The sequence below is a fragment of the Bradyrhizobium sp. SZCCHNS1022 genome, assembly GCF_032484835.1.
Classification (GTDB): domain Bacteria; phylum Pseudomonadota; class Alphaproteobacteria; order Rhizobiales; family Xanthobacteraceae; genus Bradyrhizobium.
Genome location: NZ_JAUETT010000002.1, coordinates 1,240,410 through 1,264,664 on the forward strand (window position 1 = coordinate 1,240,410; position 24,255 = coordinate 1,264,664).

Consider the following 24,255-nt stretch of genomic DNA (forward strand, 5'->3'; position numbering starts at 1 on the left):
CCGCACTCGATTCAGGTGGTTCTGCTAGCGCTCTACGGTTCCGATGTCGCAAACGAATCTAACCGCGATAAGATGCGAACCTCGGAATCGAAACACTAGTCGTGGCTTGCGATTCCTCACGCAAGCGACCCGAACTCTACGCCCACCTAACGATTCGTTGTCGAATACGGCGAAACGGTGGTTGCGCCGCGCATCGACCTAGCCGCGCATCGACTTAGTTGACGACCCGTCGCAGGATCAGAGAGGCGTTGGTGCCTCCAAATCCGAACGAGTTCGACAGCACGATGTTGATCTCGCGCTTGCGTGGGGCCTGCGGCACGAGATCGATCGCTGTCTGCACCGACGGGTTCTCGAGATTGATGGTCGGCGGCGCGATATTATCCCGAATCGCCAGAATGCTGAAGATCGCTTCGACGGCCCCGGCCGCACCGAGCAAATGGCCGATCGAGGATTTGGTCGAGGACATCGTAACCTTCGAGGCCGCGTTGCCCAGCAATCGCTCCACCGCACCGAGCTCGATCTCGTCACCAACCTGGGTCGAGGTGCCGTGGGCGTTGATATAGTCGATATCGGCAGCGGTGATGCCGGCCCGTTTCATCGCCGCACTCATGCTGCGGAAGCCGCCGTCACCGTCGGGCGCCGGCGAAGTGATGTGATAGGCATCGCCAGAGAGGCCGTATCCCGTCACCTCTGCGTAGATCCGTGCCCCCCGCGCCTTGGCATGCTCGTATTCCTCGAGCACCACGATGCCGGCCCCCTCGCCCATGACGAAGCCGTCACGATCCTTGTCATAGGGCCGCGACGCTCGCTCTGGAGTATCGTTGAACGCGGTCGACAGTGCGCGCGCAGCGCAGAAGCCCGCGATACCGATCCTGCTGATCGGCGATTCAGTGCCGCCCGCGACCATCACGTCCGCATCGCCGAGTGCGATCAGACGGCTGGCGTCGCCGATCGCGTGCGCACCGGTCGAACATGCCGTGACCACGGCGTGATTCGGCCCCTTCAGGCCGTGCTCGATCGAGACATAGCCGGAGGCAAGATTGATCAGGCGCCCGGGGATGAAGAACGGCGAGACCTTGCGCGGGCCGCGTTCCTTCAAAAGAATTGCCGTTTCGGCGATGCCCGTCAGTCCACCGATGCCGGCGCCAATCATGGTGCCGGTAGCACAGCGGTCCTCTTCGGTCGCCGGATGCCAGTTGGCGTCGTCGAGCGCCTGGCGCGCCGCAGCCATCGCGAAGATGATGAAATCGTCGACCTTGCGCTGGTCCTTGGGCTCCATCCACTGGTCGGGATTGAACGTGCCATCGCTGCCGTCACCCCGCGGCACCACGCAAGCAATCTTGCTGGGCAGATCGGACACGTCGAACGTCTCGATCCTGCGGGCACCGCTCCTGCCTTCGAGGATGCGTTTCCAGGTCGTTTCAACACCGCAGCCGAGTGGCGACACCATGCCGAGGCCCGTAACGACAACCCGCCTCATCTTTGTTTTCTCCAGACCGGGCCTGAGGCGCGACCGCGTCCAATTGATCGAAAGCGCGCGTCAGGCTGTTGTTTGCTGTGCATCACGTAACGGAAATTGCGCCGCTTCCGGATCGCGCAGCCCGCCAATAGCAAGAAACCGGTCGGCCGCATGCAACGGTCCGGCCGGTTTCGCTTGAGATCGCCGAGGCGTCAGCTCTTGGCGTTCTTTTCCAGAAACTTCGTGGCGTCGCCGACGGTCAGGATGGTCTCCGCCGCGTCGTCCGGAATCTCGCAGCCGAATTCTTCTTCGAAAGCCATCACAAGCTCGACCGTATCGAGGCTGTCAGCGCCGAGATCGTCAATGAAGCTCGCGTTGTCGACCACTTTGTCGGGCTCAACACCGAGGTGCTCGACCACGATCTTCTTTACCCGCTCGCCAATCTCACTCATCGTCCAAACCTCGTGCTTGTTCCCTTAAGATCCGACCCCCGGATGATGGCGTCATCCCGGCTGGTAAACTTCCTTCGCGATCGCGCAAAACAGATGTGCCCCGCAGTGAGCCCCTTTCCGAAATCCGCCGACCCCTGCGGACCAAGACTTCGGAAGCGGGACCACCACAAACTCCATAAATCCAGTGCACCTCCGATTGATGGTCCCGCAGAGGGACCTCAGATCGGTCGCACCAGCCGACGGAAGGCCCGGCGAACGACGGCAAGCTTCGCCCCGCCAATATACAGGGTTTGGAAATCCTGCAATGGCGTTCTTTGTCCCTCCGTTGGCGGTTCGGTTATCATACCCACAAAACCTTCATTATCAGCACGGCCTGGGACGTCTTTTCGCCGCATTCGTCCCAGGGACCATCCAGATGCCCGGCGGCTCAGATCATTGCCATTCCGCCATTGACGTGGATGGTCTGCCCCGTCACGTAGCCGCCCTCGTTCGAGGCGAGATAGACCGCAGCTGCAGCAATATCCTCGGGCGTACCGAGACGTGCGGCCGGAACCTTGGTCAGGATGGCTTCCCGCTGCTTCTCGTTGAGCGCGTCCGTCATGGGCGTCTTGATGAAGCCTGGGGCGATGCAGTTGGCGGTCACGCCGCGCTTGGCGTATTCGGCCCCGAGCGTCTTGATCATGCCAATGATTCCCGCCTTGGAGGCGCTGTAGTTGCCCTGCCCGGGATTGCCGGTCACCCCCACGATCGAGGTGATCGCGATAATTCGGCCAAATCGCTTGCGCATCATCAGCTTGGTGGCGGCGCGCGCCAGGCGAAAGGTTGCAGTCAGATTGACCTTGATGACCTCGTCCCAGTCTTCGTCACGGAGTTGGACGAACAGGTTGTCGCGGGTGATGCCGGCATTGGCCACCAGGATATCGAGCTGCCCCATGGCCTGCTCGGCAGCCGGGACCAGTGCCTCGACCTCGGCAGTGTCCGAAAGGTTGCAGGGCAGCACATGAACACGCTCACGGAGCTCGACAGCCAGCGTTTCCAGCACCTCGCGCCGCGTACCGGAAATCGCAACCGTGGCGCCCTGCGCATGCAGCGCCTTGGCGATCGCGTTTCCGATGCCCCCGGTTGCCCCAGTGACCAGCGCGGTCCTGCCACTCAAATCGAACATCCAACTCTCCTCAACGCCGCGTCAGTTGCGGCCGCACTTACGCCGCCGTCGCGGCGATCAAAGCATCTTTCGCAGTCGCGATGTCGGCAGGTCCCCCAACGGCAATTCCAACCGCCCCATCTGCAATACGCTTGACCAAGCCGCTCAGCACCTTCCCGGCTCCGATCTCGAAGAACCGGGTGACGCCCTGGGCGGACATATAGGCGATCGACTCGCGCCAGCGCACCGTCCCCGTCACTTGCTCGACCAAGCGCCTCCGGATCTCGTCGGGATCGCTGATGGGCGACGCCAGGACGTTGGAAACCAGCGGCGAAACCGGCTTGTGGATCGTCACCTTGGAAAGAGCTTCGGCCATGACCTCGGCGGCCGGCTGCATCAACTTGCAGTGGAACGGCGCGGACACCGGCAGGAGCATTGCGCGTTTGGCTCCCCTGGCGCGGGCAATCTCCACCGCACGGTCGACGGCGGCCTTATTGCCGGACACCACGACCTGGCCCGCACCGTTATCATTGGCGGCTTGGCAGACCTCGCCTTGCGCCGCCTCCGCGGCCACGGCCACGGCGACTTCATACTCCAACCCCAAAAGCGCGGCCATCGCCCCCACCCCGACGGGTACCGCCTTCTGCATGGCCAACCCGCGGGTCCGCAACAGCCGGGCCGTGTCGGCAACCGTCAGGCTGCCCGCCGCAGCCAGCGCCGAATATTCGCCGAGCGAATGCCCAGCAACGAACGCCGCATCCCGGCCAACGGAAAAACCCGCCTCCGTTTCCAAGACGCGCAATGCCGCGAGCGACACGGCCATCAACGCCGGCTGCGCATTCTCCGTCAATTGCAGGGTCTCAGCCGGCCCATCCCAGATGATCGCAGTCAGCTTCTCGCCCAGCGCGGCATCGACTTCGTCGAACAGGGCACGCGCCACCGGGAAATTGTCGGCAAGGGCCTTGCCCATGCCAACCGACTGAGAGCCCTGCCCCGGAAAAGTAAATGCTGCCGTCATCGGCCGCTCCTCGAAACGTTCCGAAATCCCTAGAATCCGCTAAATTTGGAATCCGCTGACTTTGGCCGGAAAGACACCGCCGGAGGCGCGGATGTCAAGCGCATGTCACGTTTCAGCCGCTCTCCCCCCACCGAATCAGGCAGGATTCCCTTGCCATCGGGCCGAAAATGGGTATAAGCGCGCCATCCGTGGGTCCCGAGCCGGGAGCTGAACGGACGGTCTCAGCAAAATCACCTCGATCAGGCGACTTTGATGTGGCAGGGCCAGTCGGCCCGTCGTCCCGTGTTTCCGCCTTCTGAGCTGACGTCTACGAGTCCTTTCCATGAAGGGCTCGAAGGGCTTGACGCCGGGCTCCGCGCCAACTTGGAAAGGACATCCATGCCGCTTTACGAGCATGTCTTTCTCGCGCGTCAGGACGCGAGCACCCAACAGGTGGAAGAACTGACGACCCAAATGACCGGCATCGTCGAGGGACTCGGCGGCAAGGTCACCAAGACCGAGAACTGGGGCGTTCGCTCGCTCACCTACCGCATCAACAAGAACCGCAAGGCTCATTTCGTCCTGCTCAACATCGACGCACCGTCAGCGGCGATCGCCGAGATCGAGCGCCAGGAGCGCATCAGCGAGGACGTCCTCCGCTATCTGAGCGTCCGCGTCGAAGAGCTCGAGGAAGGCCCGTCGGCCATGATGCGCAAGGCTGACCGCGATCGCGAGCGCGATGACCGTGGCGGCGGTTTCCGTGGCGATCGTGACGGCGGAGGCTTCCGCGGCGATCGCGATGGTGGCGGTTTCCGCGGCGATCGCGGCCCGCGCCGGCCCCGTGACGAAGAAACTCCGGACGAGGAGTAAGAACAATGGCTGAAGCTCCTGCACGTCGCCCCTTCTTCCGCCGTCGCAAGACCTGCCCGTTCTCGGGTCCCAACGCGCCGAAGATCGATTACAAGGATTCCAAGCTCCTGATGCGTTATGTGTCCGAGCGCGGCAAGATCGTGCCGAGCCGGATTACCGCGGTATCGGCCAAGAAGCAGCGTGAGCTTGCGCGCGCGATCAAGCGCGCCCGCTTCCTCGGTCTGCTGCCTTACGTCATTCGCTAAGACGTCTGCAGTCGGCGGCCGCGTAGGCTGCCGACTGCATCTCACTTGCTCATAAGGCTTCCGGATCGTCCGGTCGCCGATGGTTGGGGTCAAGCTGACCTCTAACCGCTCGAAAGGAGCGGGACAGCTGATGATTGGACTGTTCGCCATTGCGCTTGCGGCCGGCGCTGCGTCGGCCTTGATGTTCGCCTCGATCATTTCGGGCGCGCTGATCTCGCTCGTGCTCTATTGCCTGGCTCCGCTGCCCCTGATGGTTGCGGCGATCGCCTGGGGCCCGCTTTACGCCGCGATTGGCGGCATTGCGGCCGCGACTTGCCTCGGCGCAGCGGTCAGCTTCTCCTACTGCATTGCTTTTTCCATCGCGGTGGCGTTGCCGGCGTGGTGGCTCGGCCATCTTGCCCTGCTCGGACGTCCGGCCGACAACCATGCCCCTGGGGCGCCACTTCAGCCGGCAGACGCTGCAGCCGCCTTTCAATGGTACCCGATCGAGCGCATCCTGCTTTGGATCGCCGGGGTTGCTTCACTGACGACTTTTGCCGCCCTGCTCACACTCGGCAGCGACGCCGCGACAATCACCGGCACCTTGCACCGGGCGCTCTCGCGCGTCGCAAGCGCGGCGGATTCGCCGATATCGGCAGATGCCGATCAATGGATCGATGCGCTGATCAAGGTCGCGCCGGCCTTTGCCGCTATCTTTGCCACGGCGACTTTGACCGTGAACCTATGGCTGGCCGCCAAGATCGCCGCGACCTCCGGCCTGCTCCGTCGTCCCTGGCCCGACCTCCGCAGCGTCGCCTTGCCGCCGCTGACGGTCGCTGCACTGTTTGCGGCGATCGGCTTCAGTTTTGTCGGAGGTCTGGTCGCGATCATCGCAACGATCGTCACGTCGGTGCTCCTGGCGGCCTATGCGCTGACCGGTCTTGCAGTGCTCCATACGCTGTCGCTCACCTGGAGCGCCCGTCCGCTCTGGCTCGGCCTGATCTACGCGCTCATCTTCACACCGATCTGGCCGATATTGTTTTGCGCATTAGCCGTGCTCGGCCTCGCCGATCTTGCATTTGGGCTACGCCAGCGATTTTGGCAGCGCCGGCCGCCACCTTTGCCAGTCCCCTAACTTCAACCCTCGAACCTGAACAGTACGACAAGGAGAATACCGATGGACGTCATTTTGTTGGAACGCGTCGCCAAGCTCGGCCAGATGGGCGAGATCGTAAAGGTGAAGGACGGCTTTGCCCGCAACTTCCTCTTGAAGCGCAAGAAGGCGCTTCGTGCGACGGCCGAGAACAAAGCCAAGTATGAGGGCATGAAGGCCGAGCTTGAGGCCAACAACATCAAGGCCAAGTCGGAAGCGAGCAAAGTCGCCGAGAAGATTGACGGGCGCGACATCATCATCATCCGCCAGGCCTCCGAAGCCGGCCAGCTGTTCGGCTCGGTCTCCGTGCGCGACATCGTTGTGGCGCTTGACGCGGATGGCATCACCGTCAGCCGCCCGCAGGTCTGGCTCGACGCTCCGATCAAGGCGATCGGTCTGCAGAAGGTGACGATCGCTGTTCACCCGGAAGTCGAGGCATCGATCACCGTGATCGTGGCTCGCAGCGCCGACGAAGCCGAGCGGATCAAGCGCGGTGAAGACATCTCGACGCGCCAGGAGGATCTCGATGCAGCGGCCGAAGCGCTAGCGGCCGCCGGCGAGTTCTTCGATCCGGAAGCCCAGCAAGAGGATGTTGTCCCGGCTGGCGAGTCCGCGTCATAGTTTTCTCAAAGCGTGTCAAAGCAAGAGCCCGGCCTCGACGGCCGGGCTCTTTTACGTTCTGCGTAATCGCTAATATTTGCCTGACAACGGCCACGCCCTCAATGCGAGGCCGGCGATGACGGGACGGCCGGATCGCTCGCTGCGCTCGATGGCGGCGGTGCAGTCGGGATCGATTGTGTGACCGTCGGCGCAGCGGCCGGCGGCACCGGATCGGCCGGCTGCACGGCTGACTCCCTTGTCTTCGAGCTCTCGGTCGCGGGCGCCTCAACCTTCGGCGTCTCCACACGATCCACTGACCCCGTATTCTCAGTCCGCGACGGCTCCGTCTTCGGAGCTTCCAGCGCAGCGTCGGACGGCTGCCCGGCCGATGCATCGGGCTTTGAAGCGTCGTCGCCGGACGGCTTGCCGTGTTTCCGCTTGGTGACGGACCTGCGGCCCTCGACCGCGGGATGTTCGGCCGCAGGCTGCTGACCGTCGGCATCGGTCCCCGCCTGCGTCGCAGCCCCATGCCGCGACATGCGCTTGCGGTGGCCGCTGCGCGGCGCCGGCTCGTTTTGCGAAGCCGCTCCCTCGGATTCCGGAGCAGCTTCACGCACCTCCGACGCGGCGGCCGGATGGTGTCGGCGCCCGCGCCGCGAAGGTTGCGCTTGTTCGGGGCCGCCCGGTCCCGTCTCCGAACGAGACTCCGGTTTCGGATCCGGCTTTGCTTCCTTGCCGTCCTTGCCTTTGCCCATGTAGCGGGCGTCGGTTGCCCCGTTCGACAGCAGGTAGTTGGCGAGCACGCCGGCCATCTCGGGACTCGTCGTGTAGTGCTGACGAAGGAAGCCCGGCAACGATCCCGGTGCAGTGCTCTTCACGAGGCCCCGCGGACTCTTATGGCAAGCCACGCAAGTTCCGGCGAAGATCTGCGACGGGCTCTTGCCAGCCTCGAGATTTTCCTGCGCCTGTATCGGCCCTGCCATGCAGAGCGTAAGCATCACCGCGCCCAAACCCAGCGCCCGGCCCACCATTCTCGTTCTCCAGCTGCGGTCCCGACCGCGCGCCTCGCGATCGTTCAAGGGAATAGTCGCGCCCGTGCTTTCGCTCACCATCATGGCGAAGATCAAATCCGAAACCGCCTCAAATTCATGTCTTTGCCGGCGATCCCTCATCCCTCACATGCGCGTGCCGTGAGGAGCGATAAGCGCGGAGCGCCGCATCGGCGCTTGCGGCGTCACCTTTTAGCGCAATATCGTGCGAAGGAAAGCGCGCAGATGCGGTACGGGCGAATGTCACTTTTGGAATATCCGCTTTGTCTGCAACGCAGTACCGTCCGAACTGGGAGCTTACTATCATAAAAATCTGTTGAAAGGGAACCAATCGGTTCCCAACGCGTCGAGTGCGACGGCCGGGAAAGTCAGCATCTCACGGGATAGCTCGTTGGGTGGTGTAGATGGACCGTTTGTTGCGTAGCCTCTTGAGGGGCTTCATCCGCCGTGGTTCGGTCGAGTTCACGACCGCGGACGGCGTCAGATTCCGCTGCGGCGATGCCGCAGAAGCCTCCGTGGCGGCGCGGTTTCTGACCCGGCAAGCCCAACGCAGGTTGATCACCAACCCGGAGCTCGCGCTGGGCGAGATATACATGGACGGCAGCTTCGTCATGGAGCGCGGCTCGATTGCCGACCTGCTTGCGATCGTGATGGACCAGCCCGACGTGCTGCCGCGCTGGGCCAAACTGCAGTGGTGCTTGCGCTATCTGACCCGGCACTTCGGGCAGTTCAACTTCCGTGGCCGCTCCCGTACCAATGTCGCGCATCACTACGATCTCGACGGGCGGCTGTACTCGCTGTTTCTCGACGCCGATAAGCAATATTCCTGCGCCTATTTCGAGACGCCGGACACGACGCTCGACGACGCGCAGCTCGCCAAGAAGCGCCATCTCGCCGCGAAGCTCTTGCTCGACAAGGGCGACCGGGTGCTCGACATCGGCTGCGGCTGGGGCGGGCTCGGCCTGTACCTTGCGGAGACTGCCGGCGTCGAAGTCACCGGTGTGACGCTGTCGACCGAGCAGGTCCAGGTGGCCAATGCCCGCGCGGCCGAGAAGAGTCTGAGCGACCGGGCCCGCTTCATCCTGCAGGACTATCGCGACGTGCCCGGCCCGTTCGACCGCATCGCTTCGGTCGGCATGTTCGAACATGTCGGGGTCGATTTCTACGAGACCTATTTCCGCCGCTGCGCCGAATTGCTCTCCGACGATGGCGTCATGGTGCTGCATTCGATCGGCCGCTCCGAAGGACCGGATGCCACCAATCCGTGGATCGCGAAATACATTTTCCCCGGCGGCTATATCCCGGCATTGTCGGAGGTGCTGCCGGCGATCGAGCGCGCGGGGCTCCTGGTCTGCGACATCGAAATCCTCCGCCTGCATTATGCCGAAACGCTGAAGGCGTGGCGGGAGCGTTTCATGGCGCGGCGCGAAGAAGCGGTGCAGCTCTACGACGAGCGGTTCGCGCGGATGTGGGAATTTTACCTGGCCGCATCGGAAATGGCCTTTCGCAAGCAGAACATGATGAACTTCCAGATCCAGCTCACGAAGCGGCAGGACGTCGTGCCGATGACCCGCGATTACATCCCGCATGAAGAGGCCCGCTTGCGCGCGCGGGAGCGCGGCAGCCGCCCCGTGCTCAAGATGGCCGGCGAATAGTCACACCGTCCCGCCGGAAGTCCCGCGTGCGGCAGTTCGCGGGCTCGTTCCGCCCAAAATCCGATGCAGTGAACCGCGGCCGAGCCGGGCCGCCGCCGGCGGGCGCAGCAGTTGCGCCCGCAGCGCCTCCGGCGTCGGGACCGGTTGGGCCGAGGCACGGGACTCCGCGACGTCATCGAAGGTGCGCACCAGCAGGGCCAGCCAGCTCCGGCTCTGCCGCTCCGACCGCCAGTTCCGAAATCGGCGCTTCATCTGCCGCCTCCTGCCCGCGGGAACGCCCTGCTCCCAAAGAAATACCGGTCCGTGTGAACTGGCTCACAGAGAATGCCGGCGCCTTTCCGTAAAGCCAGCGGAATGACGCGGAACACGCACCAGGCCATGCTGGACCCCCAGACCGACTTCAGCACCGATTACGCGCTGATCGCAGCCGGCGTGGGCGCTTCCCTCGTCGCGTTGCTCTATCTCCTGCTTGTCTGAGCCGGCCGAACGATCCGCCACGAGGTTAACGAAACCTTTCAAACTTTGGTCGGGGCGAAACGTTCCCGGTTCAGATCGGCGGGACCAATTCCCAAACTCGTGACGGCTCCTGCATTGCGCGGAACTTACCTCGGCCTCCTCCGGTCAAGCTTGGCATCCGGCGAAGCCGGATTCATCCACTGCTATTACCCGGCGGTGAATATCGGCGAGCTTTCGCTTTCGCTTCGGTGAGGACGGGCGCTTTATCGCCTCCCCTCGAAAGCTGTTAAACACGCTGTCATGGCCGCCACTGATTCGAACGTTCTGAAACTGTCTCCCGACGCTTCGGCGCCAGCCTATCGAAGCGCACCGCACAATATCGAAGCGGAGCAGGGTCTCCTGGGCGCCATCCTGGTCAACAACGACGCGTTCTACCGCGTCTCCGACTTCCTCGAGCCGAAGCATTTCTTCGAGCCGATTCACCAGACCATCTTCGAGACGGCCTCCAGCCTGATCCGGATGGGCAAGATCGCCACGCCCGTGACGCTCAAGACCTTTCTGCCCGCGGATGTCGACATCGGCGGCATGACGGTCGGCCAGTATCTGGCACGGCTCGCGGCGGAAGCCACCACCATCATCAACGCCCAGGATTATGGGCGCACCATCTACGACCTGTCGCTGCGCCGCGACCTGATCGGCATCGGCGAGGACATGGTCAACGTCGCCTATGATGCGCCGGTCGATTTCACACCCCGCACCCAGATCGAGGATGCCGAGCGCAGGCTGTACGAGCTCGCGGAATCCGGCCGCTACGATGGCGGCTTCCAGAAATTTTCCCAGGCGCTGACCGTCGCCATCGACATGGCTGCCAAGGCCTTTCAGCGCGACGGCAAGCTGTCCGGCATCTCGACCGGCCTGCGCGATCTCGACGCCAAGATGGGCGGCCTGCAGCACTCCGACCTGATCATCCTGGCCGGCCGTCCCGGCATGGGCAAGACCTCGCTCGCCACCAACATCGCCTACAACGTGGCGCAGGCCTATCGCGGCGAGCTGCAGCCCGACGGCTCCATGAAGGCCGTGAATGGCGGCGTGGTCGGGTTCTTCTCCTGCGAAATGAGCGGCGAGCAGCTCGCCACCCGTATCGTCGCCGAACGCAGCGGCATCCCGTCGAGCCTGATCCGCCGCGGTGGTATCACCGAAGCCGACTTCGAAAAACTGCGGGAATGTTCGATCGAGCTGCAGTCCCTGCCCTTCTATGTCGACGAGACCGGCGGCATCTCCATTTCGCAGGTGATGGCCCGGGCGCGGCGGCTGAAGCGGCAGAAGGGGCTCGACCTGCTGGTCATCGACTACATCCAGCTCTTGAGCGGCTCCGGCAAGCGCGGCAATGACAACCGCGTGCAGGAGATCACCGAGATCACCACCAGCCTGAAGGCGCTGGCCAAGGAGCTCAACGTCCCCATCATCGCGCTGTCGCAGCTCTCGCGCCAGGTCGAGAACCGCGACGACAAGCGCCCGCAACTTTCCGACCTGCGTGAATCCGGCTCGATCGAGCAGGACGCCGACGTCGTGCTGTTCGTCTACCGCGGAGAATATTATCTCGCCGCCAAGGAGCCGCGCCCGGGGACCGAGGAACACGCCAAGTGGCAGACCGAAATGGAATTGGCTCTCGGCAAGGCCGAGGTCATCATCGGCAAGCAACGTCACGGTCCCACCGGCACGGTCGAATTGCACTTCGACGCCTCGGTCACGCGGTTCGGTGACCTCGCTCATGACGGCATGGCACCCAGCCACGATTACTAACCTTGCGCGGTTGAACGGGAACGCTGCGGCGCGTAAAAGCCCTCCATGACAGTTCCAAGCCCGAAACCGGCTGGCGACGTGGACGCGCCGGCGCTCGAACCGGATCACGTGCCGCCCAGCGCCACCGGCGTTTTGACCGTCGGCCTCGATGCGCTGGCGGCGAACTGGCGCAAGCTGGAGAAGACCGCGGTGCCCGCGGAATGCGCCGGCCTGATCAAGGCCGATGCCTATGGTTGCGGCACGGCGCCAGTGGCACGCGCGCTTGCCGCCGCCGGCTGCAAGACCTTCTTCGTCGCCACTTTGTCGGAGGCGCGTGCTGCCCGCGCTGCGCTGCCCGACGCGGCCGCGCTCTATGTGCTCAACGGCTTCTTCCAGAACACCGGCGACGAGTACGCAAAATACAATTGCCGGCCGGTGATCGGCGACCTTCATGAGCTCGCCGAGTGGGACATGTTCTGCCGCCGCACCGGCTGGAACGGCGGCGCCGCCATCCACATCGACACCGGCATGAACCGGCTTGGTCTCACCATCGGCGAGGCGCAGAGCATCGTGCCGCGGATCCGAGCCGGCGACCACGGCATCACTCTGGTGATGAGCCATCTCGTCTCCGCCGAACAGCTCCAGGCGCCCATCAACGCACGCCAGCTCGCTGCCTTCCGTGAGATCGCCAGTGAATTCACCGGCGTGCCGGCTTCGCTCGCCAATTCGTCCGGCACGTTCCTCGGCGCACAGTTCCAGTTCGATCTGGTGCGGCCGGGCGCTGCGCTTTATGGCGTCAACCCGACCCCCGAAGCCGACAACCCGATGCAGCCGGTCGCGGACATCAAGGCCCGCATCGTTCAGCTCCGCGAACTCGAGCGCGGCGACACCGTCGGCTACGGCGGCACCTGGACCGCGCGCCGCCCGACCAGGATTGCGGTGATCTCGGCGGGTTATGCCGACGGCTATTTCCGCGCCGCCGGCTCCAACGACGGCACCCGCGGCGCCGACGTGATCATCGCCGGCAAGCGCTGCCCGATCGCCGGGCGCATCTCGATGGATCTGATCGCGGCCGACATCACCGATGTGCCGCCGAAAACCGTCAAGCGCGGCCATATGGCCACCCTGCTCGGCGAGGGCATCACGGTCGACGAACTCGCGCATCATTTCGGCACCATCGGCTATGAGGTGTTGACCAGCCTCGGCAAGCGCTATACGCGCGTCTACAAGGGTGAGCCGGCTGCGGCACAGAGCGCGTGAGAACATCACGTCCTCCTGCCGATTGAAGCTGCCATTCATCCTGTCATCGTCACCGGGCATAGCTGCGCGATCTCGCGGCGCCTGACGCCCGAGGGATGTATCCTTCATGACCCTCTTCAAATGCGAGGGCGCAGGGAAGGCCGGGAGCTCGCCGCTCCCATGGCCCGCCTGCAACAAAAAAAGCAGGCGGCAGTCACCACAGGATCGGCCGAGACATCCCGGCCTTCCCTGCGCGACGGTTTTAACGGCTGCTTCGCGTTCTCCCCGGTGCGCCGGGCTTTCTGGCCACCGTCATCCGCGCGAGACAGAGCCTCGTCGCGAACTTGATACTAGCGTCGGAGTATCAGGACCGCGCGACTTGACCGTACGCCTCGAAGACCGTTCGTCTGACGGTCCCGAAGCGTCCATCACAGCCCGCCTCTACGTATCGTGACGACGCGTACGCCCCTCTGCATGAGGCGGGTTGCCGGTAGAGAACCACGATTTCTGAAATTGCGAAACAAGAATATTTTTCGCTGGAGATCTGGACAGGCCGAGTCATGTTGAAAACGCTCGCGAACTTCGTGTTTTGGCGCGCACCTTTTTGAGCAGGACATGCTGGCCGCCAAGCTGTCTTACATCAAAGGCGAACGGGAAATCCTGGCGGTCTGGACGACCACGCGACATGACGAAAGGGATGCCGATCTGCTGCCCCTCGTTGGCATTGCCTACGAGACGGACGCGCTGCCGTTCGGTGAACTGAGGCGGCATTGGCAAGCAGCCGCGCTGGAGTCCCTTCAGCCGGAAATCGATCAAAAGGAAGCTTGGGCTCGCGGGGTTGGCTAACCGCACCGCCGAAGTCTTATCGAACGCTTTCCAATGACGGAATCGAAGATAGCGCTCCGATCAGAACAGCAGACCTAGCCCGGAGGAGCGAAGCGATGTCCGGGTTGCCGGCCACGCCAATATCACTTGCCGCAGCGATATCCGGGGCCGTGGCGGCGCAAGGATGCACTCATAGCTGCGAAGGACCCGCATATCGCCAACTCATGCGAGGCACCTGCTCGCTGCCTGAAGCGGAACGCCCCCTCCCTGCGGTGAACAACTACAACCCGGCCAGGAAAGAGAGCAGCGCCTCGTTCACCTGTTCCTCGGCTTCGAGTTGAGGCCAATGGCCAACTCCTTCGAGCATCTGAAAACCACGCAGGTCAGAGAGAGAAGCCCGGAGAGCGGTCTCGCTTGGCTGCGAAACGCGATTGAGACCGTCCTTTGAGCCGGTCAGGAAGTAGGAAGGCTGCCGAATCGTGGCCCCCGCGAATGCACGGGCGCGGGCAAAGAACGGATCGATCGCACGGTAATAGTTTAGACCGCCTCGGAATCCTGTTCGAGAGAACGCGCTGATTGCCTCCGCGATGTATGTCGGATCGATCGTCCGGAGCGGTTCGGGCGCTCGCCGAAGCAACCCTCTCGCTCGATCGAAGGGATCCCAGCGGGTCTCATCAGGTGCTTGGCCCGATGTCCAATAGTAAACACCCGGAATCGTGGTCGCCGCATCTGCCCATGCGTCCTCAGCCTCAGGACGCATCTGCGCGAACATGTAGAAGTCGTGTTTTCCGGCAAGTCGGAGTTGTTCAAGAAAGCTCGGGCCGCGAAGCGATCGGAATGGAGCGCTCAAGCCGAACACTGCCGAAAAGCGATCCGGACGCATCATCGCGGCGTTCCACGCCACATTGGCTCCAAAGTCATGCCCGACGACCACGGCCGAGGGTATCTCCAGCCGGTCCAGAAGGCCGACGAGGTCGCCGACCGTGTCGAACGGCGTGTAGGCCTCAGCACTTGCTGGAGCGCTGCTGCCACCATAGCCTCGCATGTCGGGCGCGATCGCCCGCCACCCGGCATCTGCCGATGCGAGCATCTGTGAGCGCCATACCGACCAGATGGCGGGAAAGCCGTGACAGAACAGGACAGCGCGGCCGTGGCCCGTCTCTGCGACCTGAAGTTCTGCGCCGCCGACATCGATCTGCGAAAGTTTCATGCCAATCCTTCCGCTCCCGTTCGAACCTTCGGGCGGGAACCGGCGCAAGCGACAGAGCCCATCATGCCCATGCCCTTCCTACCCCACCTCGAAGTGGATAGCGCATTCGGACGTCGATCGCAAAGTGAGCCCGCGTAGTTTGACGGCAGCGCCAGATGTCAGTTGCCGCGGAAGCCAGCATGTCGGATTGGCGCGACCGGCATCACCGAGGATTTCGTCCCGTCATGCCCAAGCTCCTCGAGCGGGCGATTGCCCACTTCCAAAGCAATTCGCCGACCGATGATGCGAAACACGGCTCTCTGCTGTTTGCGGACGTGAGCGCCGCACTTCTCGCCATGCGCATTGCTCCCACATCGAGCCTCGCCGATCTGGTGCATGCGGGCGCGGAAGCGAATACTGGACCTCCAATTCGGAGCTGATGTGGGGCATGCCTGGATCCATGCTGGCCGCAGTCCACTTGGCGGAGGTGATGCAGGAACGCGGTAGCGCCGGCTGTTCGAAGTGAAGGCAGCCCGGCTGCTCGCCGATCCGGCTGAGACGCCACAAGGTCCACTTTGGACACGGGATCTCCACGGTGCCCTTTGGGATTGCATCGCGGACGAGCCTTGTTTCCCGACTATCGACGCATCTAATCGCCGTCAGCGCTACAACATATGCTGCAAATCTACCTTCCTCATTCTGCCAAATCAGCGTTACTGCCCGATGCCAAATCCGCCGGGCTCCACATCGCCCGGCGCGACGGGCGGTGCGTAGGGGCTGGTGTCGACGCGGTCGTCCTCCGGACGATAGCGATAACGGGGAACGATGTTGTAGTCGGGAATCCAGTAAGGATCTCGCCTCACCACGGGCACGATGACCAGCCTGTGCCGCCAAACCGGCCTGTGCAGCGCAGGTCGAACCTCAACTCGCGCCTCAACTCGCGGGCTGGCGGCGGCTGCAGCACTGAGCACCACCACCGTCCCCAGCGCCCACGTGACGGTCGTCATTCTCATGCGGTTGGATCTTCCTGGCCAAAGAGCCAAGTCAACGAGCCCCGTTCACGATCGTTCCGGAGTACGTCGAGGTTTGATCCGGACCAGAAGACTACTCTTCCAGGTCCTCAAAGCTGCGGACGTTCTCGGCGCGACGCGCAAGCTCATCGAACCGCATTGCGGCCTTCAACAGCGCGTCTCTGGTTTCGCCCTGACCTGAGCTCTCCGCCTTGGCCCGGAACTGTTCGGCTCGTTTGCGAAAATGTTCGGGTGAGTAGCTGCGCTCAATTCCCATGACGCTCCCTCAAAAGCCCATTCGTTCTGGGCCTTGGCTGCGCCGGATTCACCATCGCATCTCTCGGTCCAATCTTTTGGAACGTGCGCGCCGGGAGAGTCAAAATCAACAAAACAATAATTAGCTCAACAACTTAATAGCAACTTCGCCACATTCGGCGGATTGTGACCCAACCTATGTTAATGTACCTCATGCGCTTAGTTAGTAAGTGACGCATCTTACGCCTTACTGATGAGGATCATCGGGGATGGGTCAGCTTAGCAGAGGCGAACGCCTCCAAATCATGCTGTCGGCGATGGAGCTTCGGGCTGTCGATACGTGGCGTTTTGCCAAGCGGATGCCGAGCAGAGCGTCAGCGATCCGGGAATTGCTGAAGCGTGGTCTTGAAGCCGAGGGATTTTCTGAAGCCACGGAACATCAGAGGTCCAAGGACTTCTCAGTTCTCCCGGATTGAGCCCCCGCGCCGGCCTCGACCAACGCTATTATCTTCGGCATGGGTCGTCCGACCAGGTCCGCTTCAGAATGATCGTCGGCTTTCCGCGCTGGCCGGACGATTCTCCAGCCAGCCATGACTTGCAAAAGCGGGTCCGCGTCGGGAATTAGGAACTTCGTAGCGCCCGCCTCTGTTGCCGGACATGTCAGCCGTGGCAAACCTGCTCATGCGAAGGCAGAAGCTGCTCGAGCAGCTTGAGAGTGCCACAGCACAGCCCGACCGCGAGGAAATCGAACGTCAACTCGAGCAGATCGAGACGGCGCTGGAATTGCTCGAGTGGTTACCGTCGAGCAAGGATCCGGGCAAACCGTGATGTCGATCCCCCAAATCTCGCTGCAACAAGTCCTTCTGCAACGCGATCCAACGGGCTTGAAGCGCTCGATGATAACTATATTTGCGGTCCCTGCTTGCAATGCGGTTATGCGTCTATATATTAGATTTATTCGATCAGCCGCTGTGCCTTGTTGAATGCGCCCGCGGGCTCCTTTCCCAAAGACATCGTCGAAATTGAATTTGTTCGCGCGATAACCGCACGACGAACGCGCGTGTGCGCTTTGGAGAAAAGAATGACAACGGGTACTGTGAAGTGGTTCAACGGCCAAAAGGGCTTCGGGTTTATCCAGCCGAACGACGGCGGCAATGATGTGTTCGTGCACATCAGCGCGGTCGAACGCGCCGGGCTTTCCGGGCTGGCCGAGGGCCAGAAGCTGACCTTCGAGATCAAGTCCGATCGGATGCGCGGTAAGGTCAGCGCGGACAATCTTTCGCTGGCATAAAAAAGCAGCGCCTTTCCACGGATGTACTGGAAGGCGTTACGCCCGCTCAACCCCTGGGGTTGAGCGGGTTTCTGGTTTTGGACGGTTTGGGGTTTGAACGGCGGGCGGCCGCCTCCTAGAAGCTGATAAAGGATATAGCCGCCAACCGCGCTCCTGATCCGATTTTAGAACTTGAGGCTGTCACTCGGCACAGCTTACTCGGTGTAAGTCCGCCAACGCTCCGCCCTTCGGTAGATGCTCCCCGCCAGACATCGGCGCGCGCGATCGATCTGGGCCTCGGTTGCACCGTGACTACGCGCGTACATTTCGGCGACTGCCGCCGTATATTTCTCGACGTAGTATCGCACCTCCGAACAGGATATCCGTTGTACGAGCCCCGGCTCGCTGGCCGCCTGCACCTGCGAACTCATCGCCAAAATCAGCGCCCCCGCGCCGATCGCACGTCGTCCTCCCACCCACAGAACCGGCTGCCAGGACGCCTGAATCGTGCGGCTCGCGCAAATTAACAATGGTGGGAGCGCGCAAAGTTTGTGGACATTGTTGCTGAGAAGCGTCATCCGCAGAGCTCTCGGCTTTCAATGCTATCGGCTCGTTCCTTGCGTGGAACCGCTCGTGCCGCATCAGTCGGCCCGCCAGAGTCCCCGCCTCCAATCCGATGCGATCGCTCTGCTGCGCTCTCGCTGCCTCACCACGGCATAGCGGATCAGGCATCGCCGACGCGCCGCGCTATTTCTTGTTGGCGTCGAGCACCTTCTTGCAGCCGTCAGCGAGCTGGGCGTACTGCTTGTTCAAGCAGGCGATGATGCGGCCGCCGCCGGGGGTGACGGTCGCGCAGTATTTCTCGTAGTCTGCCTTGCACGCCGTCCTCTGCTCTTCGGTCAGAGCCTGGGCGACAGCGGCCTGCGACAGGCCGACCAGGGCAGTGACCAAAACGCCGTATCCGAGCTTTGACATGAAAATCCTTCCGGTGCCCGCTGCGTTGCTCCCGTCATCATGAAGATCGCCACCTTCAACATCAACAACATCGGGCGACGGCTCCCCAACTTGCTGCGCTGGCTCCGCACCGCCAAGCCCGATGTGGTCTGCCTGCAAGAGCTCAAATGCACTCAGGAGGCGTTTCCGATCGAGGCGATCGAGAAGGCCGGCTACCGAGCGGTGTGGCACGGGCAGAAGACCTGGAACGGCGTTGCCATCCTTGCGCGCAAGACCGAGCCGGTGCTGACCCGCACCGCCCTGCCCGGCACCCCCAAGGACACCGATGCGCGCTATATCGAATCCGCGGTGCGCGGCATCGTCATCGGCTGTCTCTACCTGCCGAACGGCAATCCGCAGCCCGGTCCGAAATTCGACTATAAGCTCGCCTGGTTCAAGCGTCTGCACAGGCACGCGGCCAAGCTCATCAAGAGCGAGCTGCCGGTGGTGCTGGCCGGCGACTACAATGTCGCGCCGACGCCGCTCGATATCTATCCGACCAAATCCTGGGACAAGGATGCGCTGATCCAGCCCAAGAGCCGCGCTGCGTTCAAGGCGCTGGTGGATCAGGGCTGGTGCGATGCGATCCGCGAGCTCTATCCGGACAAGCCGATGTTCACGTTCTGGGACTACAAGCGCAACCGCTGGCCGCGCGATGCCGGCCTGCGTCTCGATCATCTGCTCTTGAGCCCGCAGCTTGTGCCACGCCTGCTCAAGGCCGGCGTGGACCGCGCGGTGCGTGGCGAAGACGGCGCCAGCGATCACGCGCCGGCATGGGTCGTGCTGAAGTAGCGCTGAGATCATGATGCGATTAGGAAGAATCGCATCATGATCTCATCTGTTTGATTGCGCATGATCGCCGCACAAACGCCTATGGCGTTTGTCGCGAGGGAAAACCGGTTTCCACTTTTCCGGATCGTGCTCTAGTCCCGTCCGGCGTCCATGATCGCCTGCGCGAGCCGCGCCGGATCGGAGAAGCAAAGCTCGTGACTGCCGGGGACTTGCACCAGTCGGAATAGCCCAAGCTTGCTCGATAGCCGCGGATGCCATGGCAGGCTGTGTGGCAGCGCGGTATCCTCTGTGCAGTTGATGTAGGACTTGGCGATGCTCATCTCTGCCGGGTTGGTGCGCAGTCCGATCTTGTCCGTGAAGGTCTTGTTCGGATGCGGATTGAGCACCTCATAGGCGCGGGTGGCAGTCGCGAGATCGGCGTCGTTGATGAAGGCCTCGCGCCAGACCGGAAACGGCAGAACCACAGAGCCGTCGCCGCGCTCGGCGCTGATCGCGTCGAACAGCGCAACATAATGCGGCGGCACCATGTCGTTGAGTGACTCGCCGTCATTGGGAACGAAAGCGTTCCAGTAGACCAGCCTGCGGATTCGCGCCGGCACGCGATCGGCGACCCCGGTGATGATCATACCGCCATAGGAATGGCCCATCAGAATGATCTCGTTGAGGTCCTTCTCGGCGAGGTCATCGACGATGGATTGGATCGCCTCGTCGAGGCAGATCGTCTTCGGGTCGCCGGGCCGATTACCCCTGATGGTTGGCAGATGCACGGTGTGGCCCGCAGCACGAATATGCGCCGCAACCGGCTCAAACTCTGCACCCGTGTGCCAGGCGCCGTGGACCAGGACGTAGATTGACATGGTCGGTTTCCTTTGCAGGATATTTGACAGCTGAGCAGCCAGTGTGGCGCAGCGGCGGATGCCGCGCTTGGCTGGAACTGAACCCAATTGGCTTGGGAGCGAACTGGTGCCGGATGTGCAGGCGCTACAGCGGAGCTGGAATACCGAGGCGGTCAGGCCGGCCGAGCAGTTCTCATTCTACCGCGAGGCGATCTGCCAAGCTTTCATGAATCTCACGCCGGAGTGGCCGAAGGGAGCCGCCTTCCCGGCGCGTGTCGAGAATGTTCAGTTCGGCGACGGTGCCGTAAACCGGGTCACCTTTCCCGAGCATACCGTGCGGCGGCTGCCATCCGACATCGCCGCGTCCAGCCGGCGCTGCTTCTACCTGAATCTCAAGCTCGCGGGCCGCTGCCGCATCCTGCAGGACAGTCACGAGCTCAGCCTCTCCTCCGGGCAGGTCGGCATCTTCGACAGCGACCGGCCGTTCACGCTGATCCATGATCGCGGACCGGTCCTCGGCGTCGCCTCGTTCAAGGTCCCCGCCGAGGCCCTAAACGATCGGTTGGGGCCGTCGGGATCCGTCCCGCCGACGCGTGTGTCCGACGATCCTGCGCTCGGGACACTGATCGTGGAGAGCGCGCGATCCTTGAACGCCAATGCCCTGCGCATGCCGCCGGCGGACGCGGCGGCTCTGTTCGGCGTGCTGCTCGATCTCGTCGCATTGGCTCTGGCGCGCCGCAGCCGTGGCAACGCGCGCGAAGCAAGCTCCTTCGCGGACGCGACCGCGCTGGCATTGCGCCGCGCCATCCATGAGCGGCTGCGCGAGCCGCGCCTGACCGTCGCCAGCATTGCCACTTCGGTCGGGATCAGCGAACGCTATGTGCACAAGCTGCTCGCGCGGGCCGGCACAAGCTTCTCCGAATTCGTGATGGAGCGACGTCTCGACGGCGTCGCGGCGGAGCTGCGCGACCCCGCTCACACCCGTCGCGACATCGGCAGCATCGCTTTCGACTGGGGCTTTGCCGACCTCTCCCATTTCACGCGCCGCTTCAAGCATCGCTTCGGCGTGCGGCCGCGCGACTGGCGGGAGGGGAAGTAGTTCAACTGATCGGCCACGGCGGCATCCGAGGAGGCGCGCAGGGCACAGATCACGCAGTCAGCCGCTTGGCGTTGGCGGCGACATGCTCGCGGTAGCGGTCGACGACCACAGCGGGGCTCGCGCCGGCCATCAGCTCTGCGGTGGCTTCCAGCGCAGCGACGATCTTCTCGGTCACCATCAGCTCGGCCTCTTCGCCGGTATCGGCGTCGCAGCGCGCGAATTTCTCGAGCCGCAGTCGGATCACCTCAGCCGCCTCCATCGCGAGCAGCGCCCCCGCAAACCAGGGAAAGCTGTCCGTGAGGGGTGCGCTGCTGTCCGGCGCGCCAGAAGGATTATCGTCCATCGTGTGCGGCTCCAAAGTCCGAGGAACTGACGTGACAGCATGGGCCTGAAACTCTAACAGCCGGCACGTTCAGAGGCAGGCTTTTTCGCAACCCTTGGCACTTGCCATTAACCATGCCGATCGCACCGGTCTGAAGCCCACGCGACACCGCCGCGCCCGGTGCCCGGTCCGGTATCCGGCGCCAGCATCACGCACTTCGGCTGTCGGGCCAGACCTGCTCCAGATTGGTCGACCGCTCGGGCAATCCCTCGGTCAGGACCGCGGTGCCGCCACACACCGGCAGATGGACGACGAGGCTTGCCGCATCCGGAACGTCGGGCCGCGGCGTCGCGTTCAACAGCAGGATCTCATCGCGCGTGCGCCTGATCTCCTTGAACTCGTAGCTGAACGCCGCCGAGTTGCGCGGGTATTCGCGCCAGATCTGCCCTTGTTTCCTGAAACTGCTTTGGGTGCCGGCATAGACATCGGCGTAAGACAGGCAGGCCGGAATGTTCAGCGTCTTGAGCACGGCCTCGCCGACATTCGAGACCGCGGGAAGCGCGCTGTTCACCGCTCCGATGGCGGCCAACACGGTCGTGGCCGCGGCGGCAAGGATCGCCAGCAATCCCCGCGTCGTCATGCGCGACTGCGCCTTGGGGGAAGAAAGCTTGGGGGAAGAGAGATGTGCATGGGCCATGACTGCGCTCTCCGCGTCTTGGCAAGCAGCGCGCAACAGGTGGCCGCCGATTGCCGCCAACCGAGGTCCGTTCACGGAAACCTAATCTGGCGCAAATCCGGCTTGGCGAGTGTGACGCAGCTCACAACCTTCGATTTCTCGATGGGCGTGGCGCTACGGGAAGACGAGCCGCGCCGCACATCGCCGCTGCGCGCCGCAGAAGCTGCTGGAATAGCCCGGCCGCGGCACCCAATTATGCTAAGACGTGGTCCCGATCCTCCCGCTAACGATTCCCTTCCCTTCATGGCCAAGAACGCACTGTCCTTTGTCTGCCAGAACTGCGGCGCGGCCTATTCGCGCTGGCAAGGCAAATGCGAGGCCTGCGGCGAGTGGAACACGCTGGCCGAAGAGGACACCAGCGGGGCGACCTCGGCGCCGGTCTCGCTGCGCTCCAAGCGCAAGGGCCGGCACTTTCAGCTCGAAAGCCTATCCGGCAAGAGCCTGGACGCTCCCCGCCTCTCCTCCGGCATGACCGAGCTCGATCGCGTCACCGGCGGCGGGTTCGTGCGCGGCTCGGTGCTGCTGGTCGGCGGCGATCCCGGCATCGGCAAATCGACGCTTTTGACACAGGCGACCTCCATGCTGGCCCGCGCCGGCCACCGTGCGGTCTACATCTCCGGCGAAGAGGCGGTGGCGCAGGTACGCCTGCGTGCGGAGCGCTTGGGGCTGGCGGACGCGCCGGTGCAGCTCGCCTCCGAGACCTCGGTCGAGGATATCATCTCCACGCTGTCCGAAGGCACGGTGCCGCGGCTGATCGTGATCGACTCGATCCAGACCATGTGGACGGACACGGTGGAGTCCGCGCCCGGCACCGTGACCCAGGTCCGCGCCTCCGCACAGGCCCTGATCCGCTTCGCCAAGAAGTCGGGCGCGGCGATCATCCTGGTCGGCCACGTCACCAAGGACGGCCAGATCGCCGGCCCCCGCGTGGTCGAGCACATGGTTGACGCAGTGCTGTCGTTCGAAGGTGAAGGCTCGCAGCAGTTCCGGATCCTGCGCGCGGTGAAGAACCGCTTCGGCCCGACCGACGAGATCGGCGTGTTCGAGATGACCGGTCTAGGCTTGCGCGAGGTTACCAACCCCTCGGAGCTGTTTCTGTCCGAGCGCGATCTCGGCAGCCCCGGCACCGCCGTGTTTGCCGGCATCGAAGGCACCCGTCCGGTGCTGGTCGAGATGCAGGCGCTGGTGGCGCCGACCTCGCTCGGCACGCCGCGCCGGGCCGTGGTCGGCTGGGACCCGAGCCGGCTGTCGATGGTGCTGGCGGTGCTGGAGGCCCATTGCGGGGTCAAGCTGTCCGGCCATGACGTCTATCTCAATGTCGCCGGCGGCTTGCGCATCCATGAGCCCGCCGCGGATCTCGCCGCGGCCGCTGCGCTGGTCTCTTCGCTGGTCAATGCGCCCTTGCCGCCGGATGCGGTCTATTTCGGTGAGATCTCGCTGTCCGGCGCGGTGCGACCGGTGGCACAGACCTCGGCGCGTCTGAAGGAAGCTGCCAAGCTCGGCTTCGGCCGGGTGGTGCTGCCCGAACAGGCGCGAGGCGAGATCGGTGGCGATGCCGGCCTTAGTCTCAACACCGTTGGCGGGTTGACGTCCCTGGTCGCCGAAATCGCCGCGCGCGGCGTGCCGCGAGGCCAACCGGACGGCGCGAGGCAGGAGAATGGCCGTAAGCTTACGGAAAAAAATGCCACACCAGCGAGATTCCGCCGCCAGGACGGCTAGCCGCATCGTGACGTTCCCGTGACTCGCCGCTATACAACCCCGCAACCGGGGCTACCCACAGGATCGTGCCACCTTGCGGCCTTGTCGGGGAACCGCCCGCTCTCCCAAGAGAGCATGGCCATGCCGCCG

29 protein-coding genes are annotated in these 24,255 nt (G+C 63.4%); 15 read left to right on the forward strand and 14 right to left on the reverse strand.

Features of this window, described 5'->3' with window-relative positions:
• Positions 1-214: 214 nt before the first annotated feature.
• The 4 genes from fabF to fabD form a co-directional block, all read right to left on the reverse strand.
• A complete protein-coding gene (fabF, locus tag QX071_RS19270; RefSeq protein WP_315704208.1) occupies positions 215-1,480 on the reverse strand; it encodes a beta-ketoacyl-ACP synthase II in 1,266 nt (421 codons plus the stop codon).
• 191 nt (positions 1,481-1,671) lie between these two features.
• Complete coding sequence (locus tag QX071_RS19275) at positions 1,672-1,911, reverse strand: acyl carrier protein (RefSeq protein WP_008969609.1); 240 nt, start codon at positions 1,909-1,911, stop codon at positions 1,672-1,674.
• 427 nt (positions 1,912-2,338) lie between these two features.
• Positions 2,339-3,076 (reverse strand): 3-oxoacyl-[acyl-carrier-protein] reductase, encoded by a 738-nt coding sequence (fabG, locus tag QX071_RS19280; RefSeq protein WP_315704209.1) that lies wholly within the window; start codon positions 3,074-3,076, stop codon positions 2,339-2,341.
• Between the two features lie 37 nt (positions 3,077-3,113).
• A complete protein-coding gene (gene fabD / locus QX071_RS19285; RefSeq protein ID WP_315704210.1) occupies positions 3,114-4,073 on the reverse strand; it encodes an ACP S-malonyltransferase in 960 nt (319 codons plus the stop codon).
• A 378-nt stretch (positions 4,074-4,451) separates the two neighbouring features.
• Here fabD and rpsF point away from each other — a divergent pair, with 378 nt between their 5' ends.
• The 4 genes from rpsF (at position 4,452) to rplI (ending at position 6,920) form a co-directional block, all read left to right on the forward strand.
• A complete protein-coding gene (gene rpsF / locus QX071_RS19290) occupies positions 4,452-4,922 on the forward strand; it encodes a 30S ribosomal protein S6 (protein ID WP_315704211.1) in 471 nt (156 codons plus the stop codon).
• A gap of 5 nt (positions 4,923-4,927) precedes the next feature.
• Positions 4,928-5,167: a 30S ribosomal protein S18 gene (rpsR, locus tag QX071_RS19295; protein WP_008963441.1), complete on the forward strand. Its 240-nt coding sequence runs from the start codon at positions 4,928-4,930 to the stop codon at positions 5,165-5,167.
• 130 nt (positions 5,168-5,297) lie between these two features.
• Positions 5,298-6,281, forward strand: a complete 984-nt coding sequence (locus QX071_RS19300) for a DUF2232 domain-containing protein (RefSeq protein WP_315704212.1) — start codon at positions 5,298-5,300, stop codon at positions 6,279-6,281.
• A 42-nt stretch (positions 6,282-6,323) separates the two neighbouring features.
• Positions 6,324-6,920, forward strand: a complete 597-nt coding sequence (rplI, locus tag QX071_RS19305) for a 50S ribosomal protein L9 (RefSeq protein WP_315704213.1) — start codon at positions 6,324-6,326, stop codon at positions 6,918-6,920.
• A gap of 98 nt (positions 6,921-7,018) precedes the next feature.
• Here the strand turns inward: rplI and QX071_RS19310 are convergent, their stop codons facing one another.
• The gene (locus QX071_RS19310) at positions 7,019-7,930 is read right to left on the reverse strand and encodes a hypothetical protein (RefSeq protein WP_315704214.1); all 912 of its coding nucleotides are present in this window, start codon (positions 7,928-7,930) and stop codon (positions 7,019-7,021) included.
• 422 nt (positions 7,931-8,352) lie between these two features.
• Between QX071_RS19310 and QX071_RS19315 the strand changes: the two genes are divergently transcribed.
• A complete protein-coding gene (locus QX071_RS19315) occupies positions 8,353-9,603 on the forward strand; it encodes a cyclopropane-fatty-acyl-phospholipid synthase family protein (protein WP_316171889.1) in 1,251 nt (416 codons plus the stop codon).
• On the opposite strand, the gene QX071_RS19320 is transcribed toward QX071_RS19315, so the two are convergent.
• Positions 9,604-9,855 (reverse strand): hypothetical protein, encoded by a 252-nt coding sequence (locus tag QX071_RS19320; protein ID WP_315767781.1) that lies wholly within the window; start codon positions 9,853-9,855, stop codon positions 9,604-9,606.
• A 102-nt stretch (positions 9,856-9,957) separates the two neighbouring features.
• Between QX071_RS19320 and QX071_RS19325 the strand changes: the two genes are divergently transcribed.
• The 4 genes from QX071_RS19325 (at position 9,958) to QX071_RS19340 (ending at position 13,926) form a co-directional block, all read left to right on the forward strand.
• Positions 9,958-10,080 (forward strand): hypothetical protein, encoded by a 123-nt coding sequence (locus QX071_RS19325; protein WP_315767920.1) that lies wholly within the window; start codon positions 9,958-9,960, stop codon positions 10,078-10,080.
• Positions 10,081-10,359: 279 nt separating this feature from the next.
• Positions 10,360-11,862: a replicative DNA helicase gene (locus tag QX071_RS19330; RefSeq protein WP_315767779.1), complete on the forward strand. Its 1,503-nt coding sequence runs from the start codon at positions 10,360-10,362 to the stop codon at positions 11,860-11,862.
• A gap of 45 nt (positions 11,863-11,907) precedes the next feature.
• Positions 11,908-13,101, forward strand: a complete 1,194-nt coding sequence (gene alr, locus QX071_RS19335) for an alanine racemase (RefSeq protein ID WP_315767778.1) — start codon at positions 11,908-11,910, stop codon at positions 13,099-13,101.
• A 594-nt stretch (positions 13,102-13,695) separates the two neighbouring features.
• Positions 13,696-13,926 carry a hypothetical protein gene (locus QX071_RS19340; RefSeq protein ID WP_315767777.1) on the forward strand — a complete coding sequence of 77 codons (231 nt, stop codon included), beginning with the start codon at positions 13,696-13,698 and terminating at the stop codon, positions 13,924-13,926.
• A 259-nt stretch (positions 13,927-14,185) separates the two neighbouring features.
• Here the strand turns inward: QX071_RS19340 and QX071_RS19345 are convergent, their stop codons facing one another.
• Positions 14,186-15,115: an alpha/beta hydrolase gene (locus QX071_RS19345; RefSeq protein WP_315767776.1), complete on the reverse strand. Its 930-nt coding sequence runs from the start codon at positions 15,113-15,115 to the stop codon at positions 14,186-14,188.
• Positions 15,116-15,339: 224 nt separating this feature from the next.
• Between QX071_RS19345 and QX071_RS19350 the strand changes: the two genes are divergently transcribed.
• On the forward strand, positions 15,340-15,534 hold the full coding sequence (locus QX071_RS19350; protein ID WP_315767775.1) for a hypothetical protein: 195 nt from the start codon (positions 15,340-15,342) through the stop codon (positions 15,532-15,534).
• Positions 15,535-15,807: 273 nt separating this feature from the next.
• Here QX071_RS19350 and QX071_RS19355 read toward each other — a convergent pair whose 3' ends face one another.
• Both QX071_RS19355 and QX071_RS19360 read right to left on the reverse strand, forming a co-directional pair.
• Positions 15,808-16,107, reverse strand: a complete 300-nt coding sequence (locus QX071_RS19355) for a hypothetical protein (RefSeq protein WP_315767774.1) — start codon at positions 16,105-16,107, stop codon at positions 15,808-15,810.
• A 91-nt stretch (positions 16,108-16,198) separates the two neighbouring features.
• Positions 16,199-16,381 carry a hypothetical protein gene (locus QX071_RS19360; protein ID WP_315767773.1) on the reverse strand — a complete coding sequence of 61 codons (183 nt, stop codon included), beginning with the start codon at positions 16,379-16,381 and terminating at the stop codon, positions 16,199-16,201.
• A gap of 644 nt (positions 16,382-17,025) precedes the next feature.
• Between QX071_RS19360 and QX071_RS19365 the strand changes: the two genes are divergently transcribed.
• Both QX071_RS19365 and QX071_RS19370 read left to right on the forward strand, forming a co-directional pair.
• Positions 17,026-17,187, forward strand: coding sequence for a hypothetical protein (locus QX071_RS19365; RefSeq protein ID WP_315744520.1), 162 nt, complete (start codon positions 17,026-17,028; stop codon positions 17,185-17,187).
• Positions 17,188-17,440: 253 nt separating this feature from the next.
• The gene (locus QX071_RS19370; RefSeq protein ID WP_315704220.1) at positions 17,441-17,650 is read left to right on the forward strand and encodes a cold-shock protein; all 210 of its coding nucleotides are present in this window, start codon (positions 17,441-17,443) and stop codon (positions 17,648-17,650) included.
• Between the two features lie 194 nt (positions 17,651-17,844).
• On the opposite strand, the gene QX071_RS19375 is transcribed toward QX071_RS19370, so the two are convergent.
• Together QX071_RS19375 and QX071_RS19380 are read right to left on the reverse strand one after the other, a co-directional pair.
• Positions 17,845-18,060: a hypothetical protein gene (locus tag QX071_RS19375; RefSeq protein ID WP_315744518.1), complete on the reverse strand. Its 216-nt coding sequence runs from the start codon at positions 18,058-18,060 to the stop codon at positions 17,845-17,847.
• Positions 18,061-18,376: 316 nt separating this feature from the next.
• Complete coding sequence (locus QX071_RS19380) at positions 18,377-18,604, reverse strand: cysteine rich repeat-containing protein (RefSeq protein ID WP_315704221.1); 228 nt, start codon at positions 18,602-18,604, stop codon at positions 18,377-18,379.
• Between the two features lie 39 nt (positions 18,605-18,643).
• On the opposite strand from QX071_RS19380, the gene QX071_RS19385 reads away from it, so the two are divergent.
• Entirely contained in the window at positions 18,644-19,414 is a 771-nt protein-coding gene (locus QX071_RS19385) for an exodeoxyribonuclease III (RefSeq protein ID WP_315807335.1), read from the forward strand.
• Between the two features lie 131 nt (positions 19,415-19,545).
• On the opposite strand, the gene QX071_RS19390 is transcribed toward QX071_RS19385, so the two are convergent.
• A complete protein-coding gene (locus tag QX071_RS19390) occupies positions 19,546-20,271 on the reverse strand; it encodes an alpha/beta hydrolase (protein WP_315766647.1) in 726 nt (241 codons plus the stop codon).
• Positions 20,272-20,377: 106 nt separating this feature from the next.
• Here QX071_RS19390 and QX071_RS19395 point away from each other — a divergent pair, with 106 nt between their 5' ends.
• Complete coding sequence (locus QX071_RS19395; RefSeq protein ID WP_315704302.1) at positions 20,378-21,349, forward strand: helix-turn-helix domain-containing protein; 972 nt, start codon at positions 20,378-20,380, stop codon at positions 21,347-21,349.
• Between the two features lie 49 nt (positions 21,350-21,398).
• Here the strand turns inward: QX071_RS19395 and QX071_RS19400 are convergent, their stop codons facing one another.
• Both QX071_RS19400 and QX071_RS19405 read right to left on the reverse strand, forming a co-directional pair.
• Positions 21,399-21,692 (reverse strand): hypothetical protein, encoded by a 294-nt coding sequence (locus QX071_RS19400; protein WP_315704226.1) that lies wholly within the window; start codon positions 21,690-21,692, stop codon positions 21,399-21,401.
• Between the two features lie 187 nt (positions 21,693-21,879).
• Entirely contained in the window at positions 21,880-22,368 is a 489-nt protein-coding gene (locus QX071_RS19405; RefSeq protein WP_315704227.1) for a hypothetical protein, read from the reverse strand.
• Between the two features lie 282 nt (positions 22,369-22,650).
• Here QX071_RS19405 and radA point away from each other — a divergent pair, with 282 nt between their 5' ends.
• Positions 22,651-24,126, forward strand: coding sequence for a DNA repair protein RadA (gene radA, locus QX071_RS19410; protein ID WP_315704228.1), 1,476 nt, complete (start codon positions 22,651-22,653; stop codon positions 24,124-24,126).
• Positions 24,127-24,255 lie beyond the last annotated feature (129 nt).

Excerpts from the sequence above, each read along its gene's own strand:
- fabF (WP_315704208.1), bottom strand. The coding sequence starts at position 1,480 with ATGAGGCGGGTTGTCGTTACGGGCCTCGGCATGGTGTCGCCACTCGGC.
- QX071_RS19275 (WP_008969609.1), bottom strand. The coding sequence starts at position 1,911 with ATGAGTGAGATTGGCGAGCGGGTAAAGAAGATCGTGGTCGAGCACCTC.
- fabG (WP_315704209.1), bottom strand. The coding sequence starts at position 3,076 with ATGTTCGATTTGAGTGGCAGGACCGCGCTGGTCACTGGGGCAACCGGG.
- fabD (WP_315704210.1), bottom strand. The coding sequence starts at position 4,073 with ATGACGGCAGCATTTACTTTTCCGGGGCAGGGCTCTCAGTCGGTTGGC.
- rpsF (WP_315704211.1), top strand. The coding sequence starts at position 4,452 with ATGCCGCTTTACGAGCATGTCTTTCTCGCGCGTCAGGACGCGAGCACC.
- rpsR (WP_008963441.1), top strand. The coding sequence starts at position 4,928 with ATGGCTGAAGCTCCTGCACGTCGCCCCTTCTTCCGCCGTCGCAAGACC.
- QX071_RS19300 (WP_315704212.1), top strand. The coding sequence starts at position 5,298 with ATGATTGGACTGTTCGCCATTGCGCTTGCGGCCGGCGCTGCGTCGGCC.
- rplI (WP_315704213.1), top strand. The coding sequence starts at position 6,324 with ATGGACGTCATTTTGTTGGAACGCGTCGCCAAGCTCGGCCAGATGGGC.
- QX071_RS19310 (WP_315704214.1), bottom strand. The coding sequence starts at position 7,930 with ATGGTGGGCCGGGCGCTGGGTTTGGGCGCGGTGATGCTTACGCTCTGC.
- QX071_RS19315 (WP_316171889.1), top strand. The coding sequence starts at position 8,353 with ATGGACCGTTTGTTGCGTAGCCTCTTGAGGGGCTTCATCCGCCGTGGT.
- QX071_RS19320 (WP_315767781.1), bottom strand. The coding sequence starts at position 9,855 with ATGAAGCGCCGATTTCGGAACTGGCGGTCGGAGCGGCAGAGCCGGAGC.
- QX071_RS19325 (WP_315767920.1), top strand. The coding sequence starts at position 9,958 with ATGACGCGGAACACGCACCAGGCCATGCTGGACCCCCAGACCGACTTC.
- QX071_RS19330 (WP_315767779.1), top strand. The coding sequence starts at position 10,360 with ATGGCCGCCACTGATTCGAACGTTCTGAAACTGTCTCCCGACGCTTCG.
- alr (WP_315767778.1), top strand. The coding sequence starts at position 11,908 with ATGACAGTTCCAAGCCCGAAACCGGCTGGCGACGTGGACGCGCCGGCG.
- QX071_RS19340 (WP_315767777.1), top strand. The coding sequence starts at position 13,696 with ATGCTGGCCGCCAAGCTGTCTTACATCAAAGGCGAACGGGAAATCCTG.
- QX071_RS19345 (WP_315767776.1), bottom strand. The coding sequence starts at position 15,115 with ATGAAACTTTCGCAGATCGATGTCGGCGGCGCAGAACTTCAGGTCGCA.
- QX071_RS19350 (WP_315767775.1), top strand. The coding sequence starts at position 15,340 with ATGCCCAAGCTCCTCGAGCGGGCGATTGCCCACTTCCAAAGCAATTCG.
- QX071_RS19355 (WP_315767774.1), bottom strand. The coding sequence starts at position 16,107 with ATGAGAATGACGACCGTCACGTGGGCGCTGGGGACGGTGGTGGTGCTC.
- QX071_RS19360 (WP_315767773.1), bottom strand. The coding sequence starts at position 16,381 with ATGGGAATTGAGCGCAGCTACTCACCCGAACATTTTCGCAAACGAGCC.
- QX071_RS19370 (WP_315704220.1), top strand. The coding sequence starts at position 17,441 with ATGACAACGGGTACTGTGAAGTGGTTCAACGGCCAAAAGGGCTTCGGG.
- QX071_RS19375 (WP_315744518.1), bottom strand. The coding sequence starts at position 18,060 with ATGAGTTCGCAGGTGCAGGCGGCCAGCGAGCCGGGGCTCGTACAACGG.
- QX071_RS19380 (WP_315704221.1), bottom strand. The coding sequence starts at position 18,604 with ATGTCAAAGCTCGGATACGGCGTTTTGGTCACTGCCCTGGTCGGCCTG.
- QX071_RS19385 (WP_315807335.1), top strand. The coding sequence starts at position 18,644 with ATGAAGATCGCCACCTTCAACATCAACAACATCGGGCGACGGCTCCCC.
- QX071_RS19390 (WP_315766647.1), bottom strand. The coding sequence starts at position 20,271 with ATGTCAATCTACGTCCTGGTCCACGGCGCCTGGCACACGGGTGCAGAG.
- QX071_RS19400 (WP_315704226.1), bottom strand. The coding sequence starts at position 21,692 with ATGGACGATAATCCTTCTGGCGCGCCGGACAGCAGCGCACCCCTCACG.
- QX071_RS19405 (WP_315704227.1), bottom strand. The coding sequence starts at position 22,368 with ATGGCCCATGCACATCTCTCTTCCCCCAAGCTTTCTTCCCCCAAGGCG.
- radA (WP_315704228.1), top strand. The coding sequence starts at position 22,651 with ATGGCCAAGAACGCACTGTCCTTTGTCTGCCAGAACTGCGGCGCGGCC.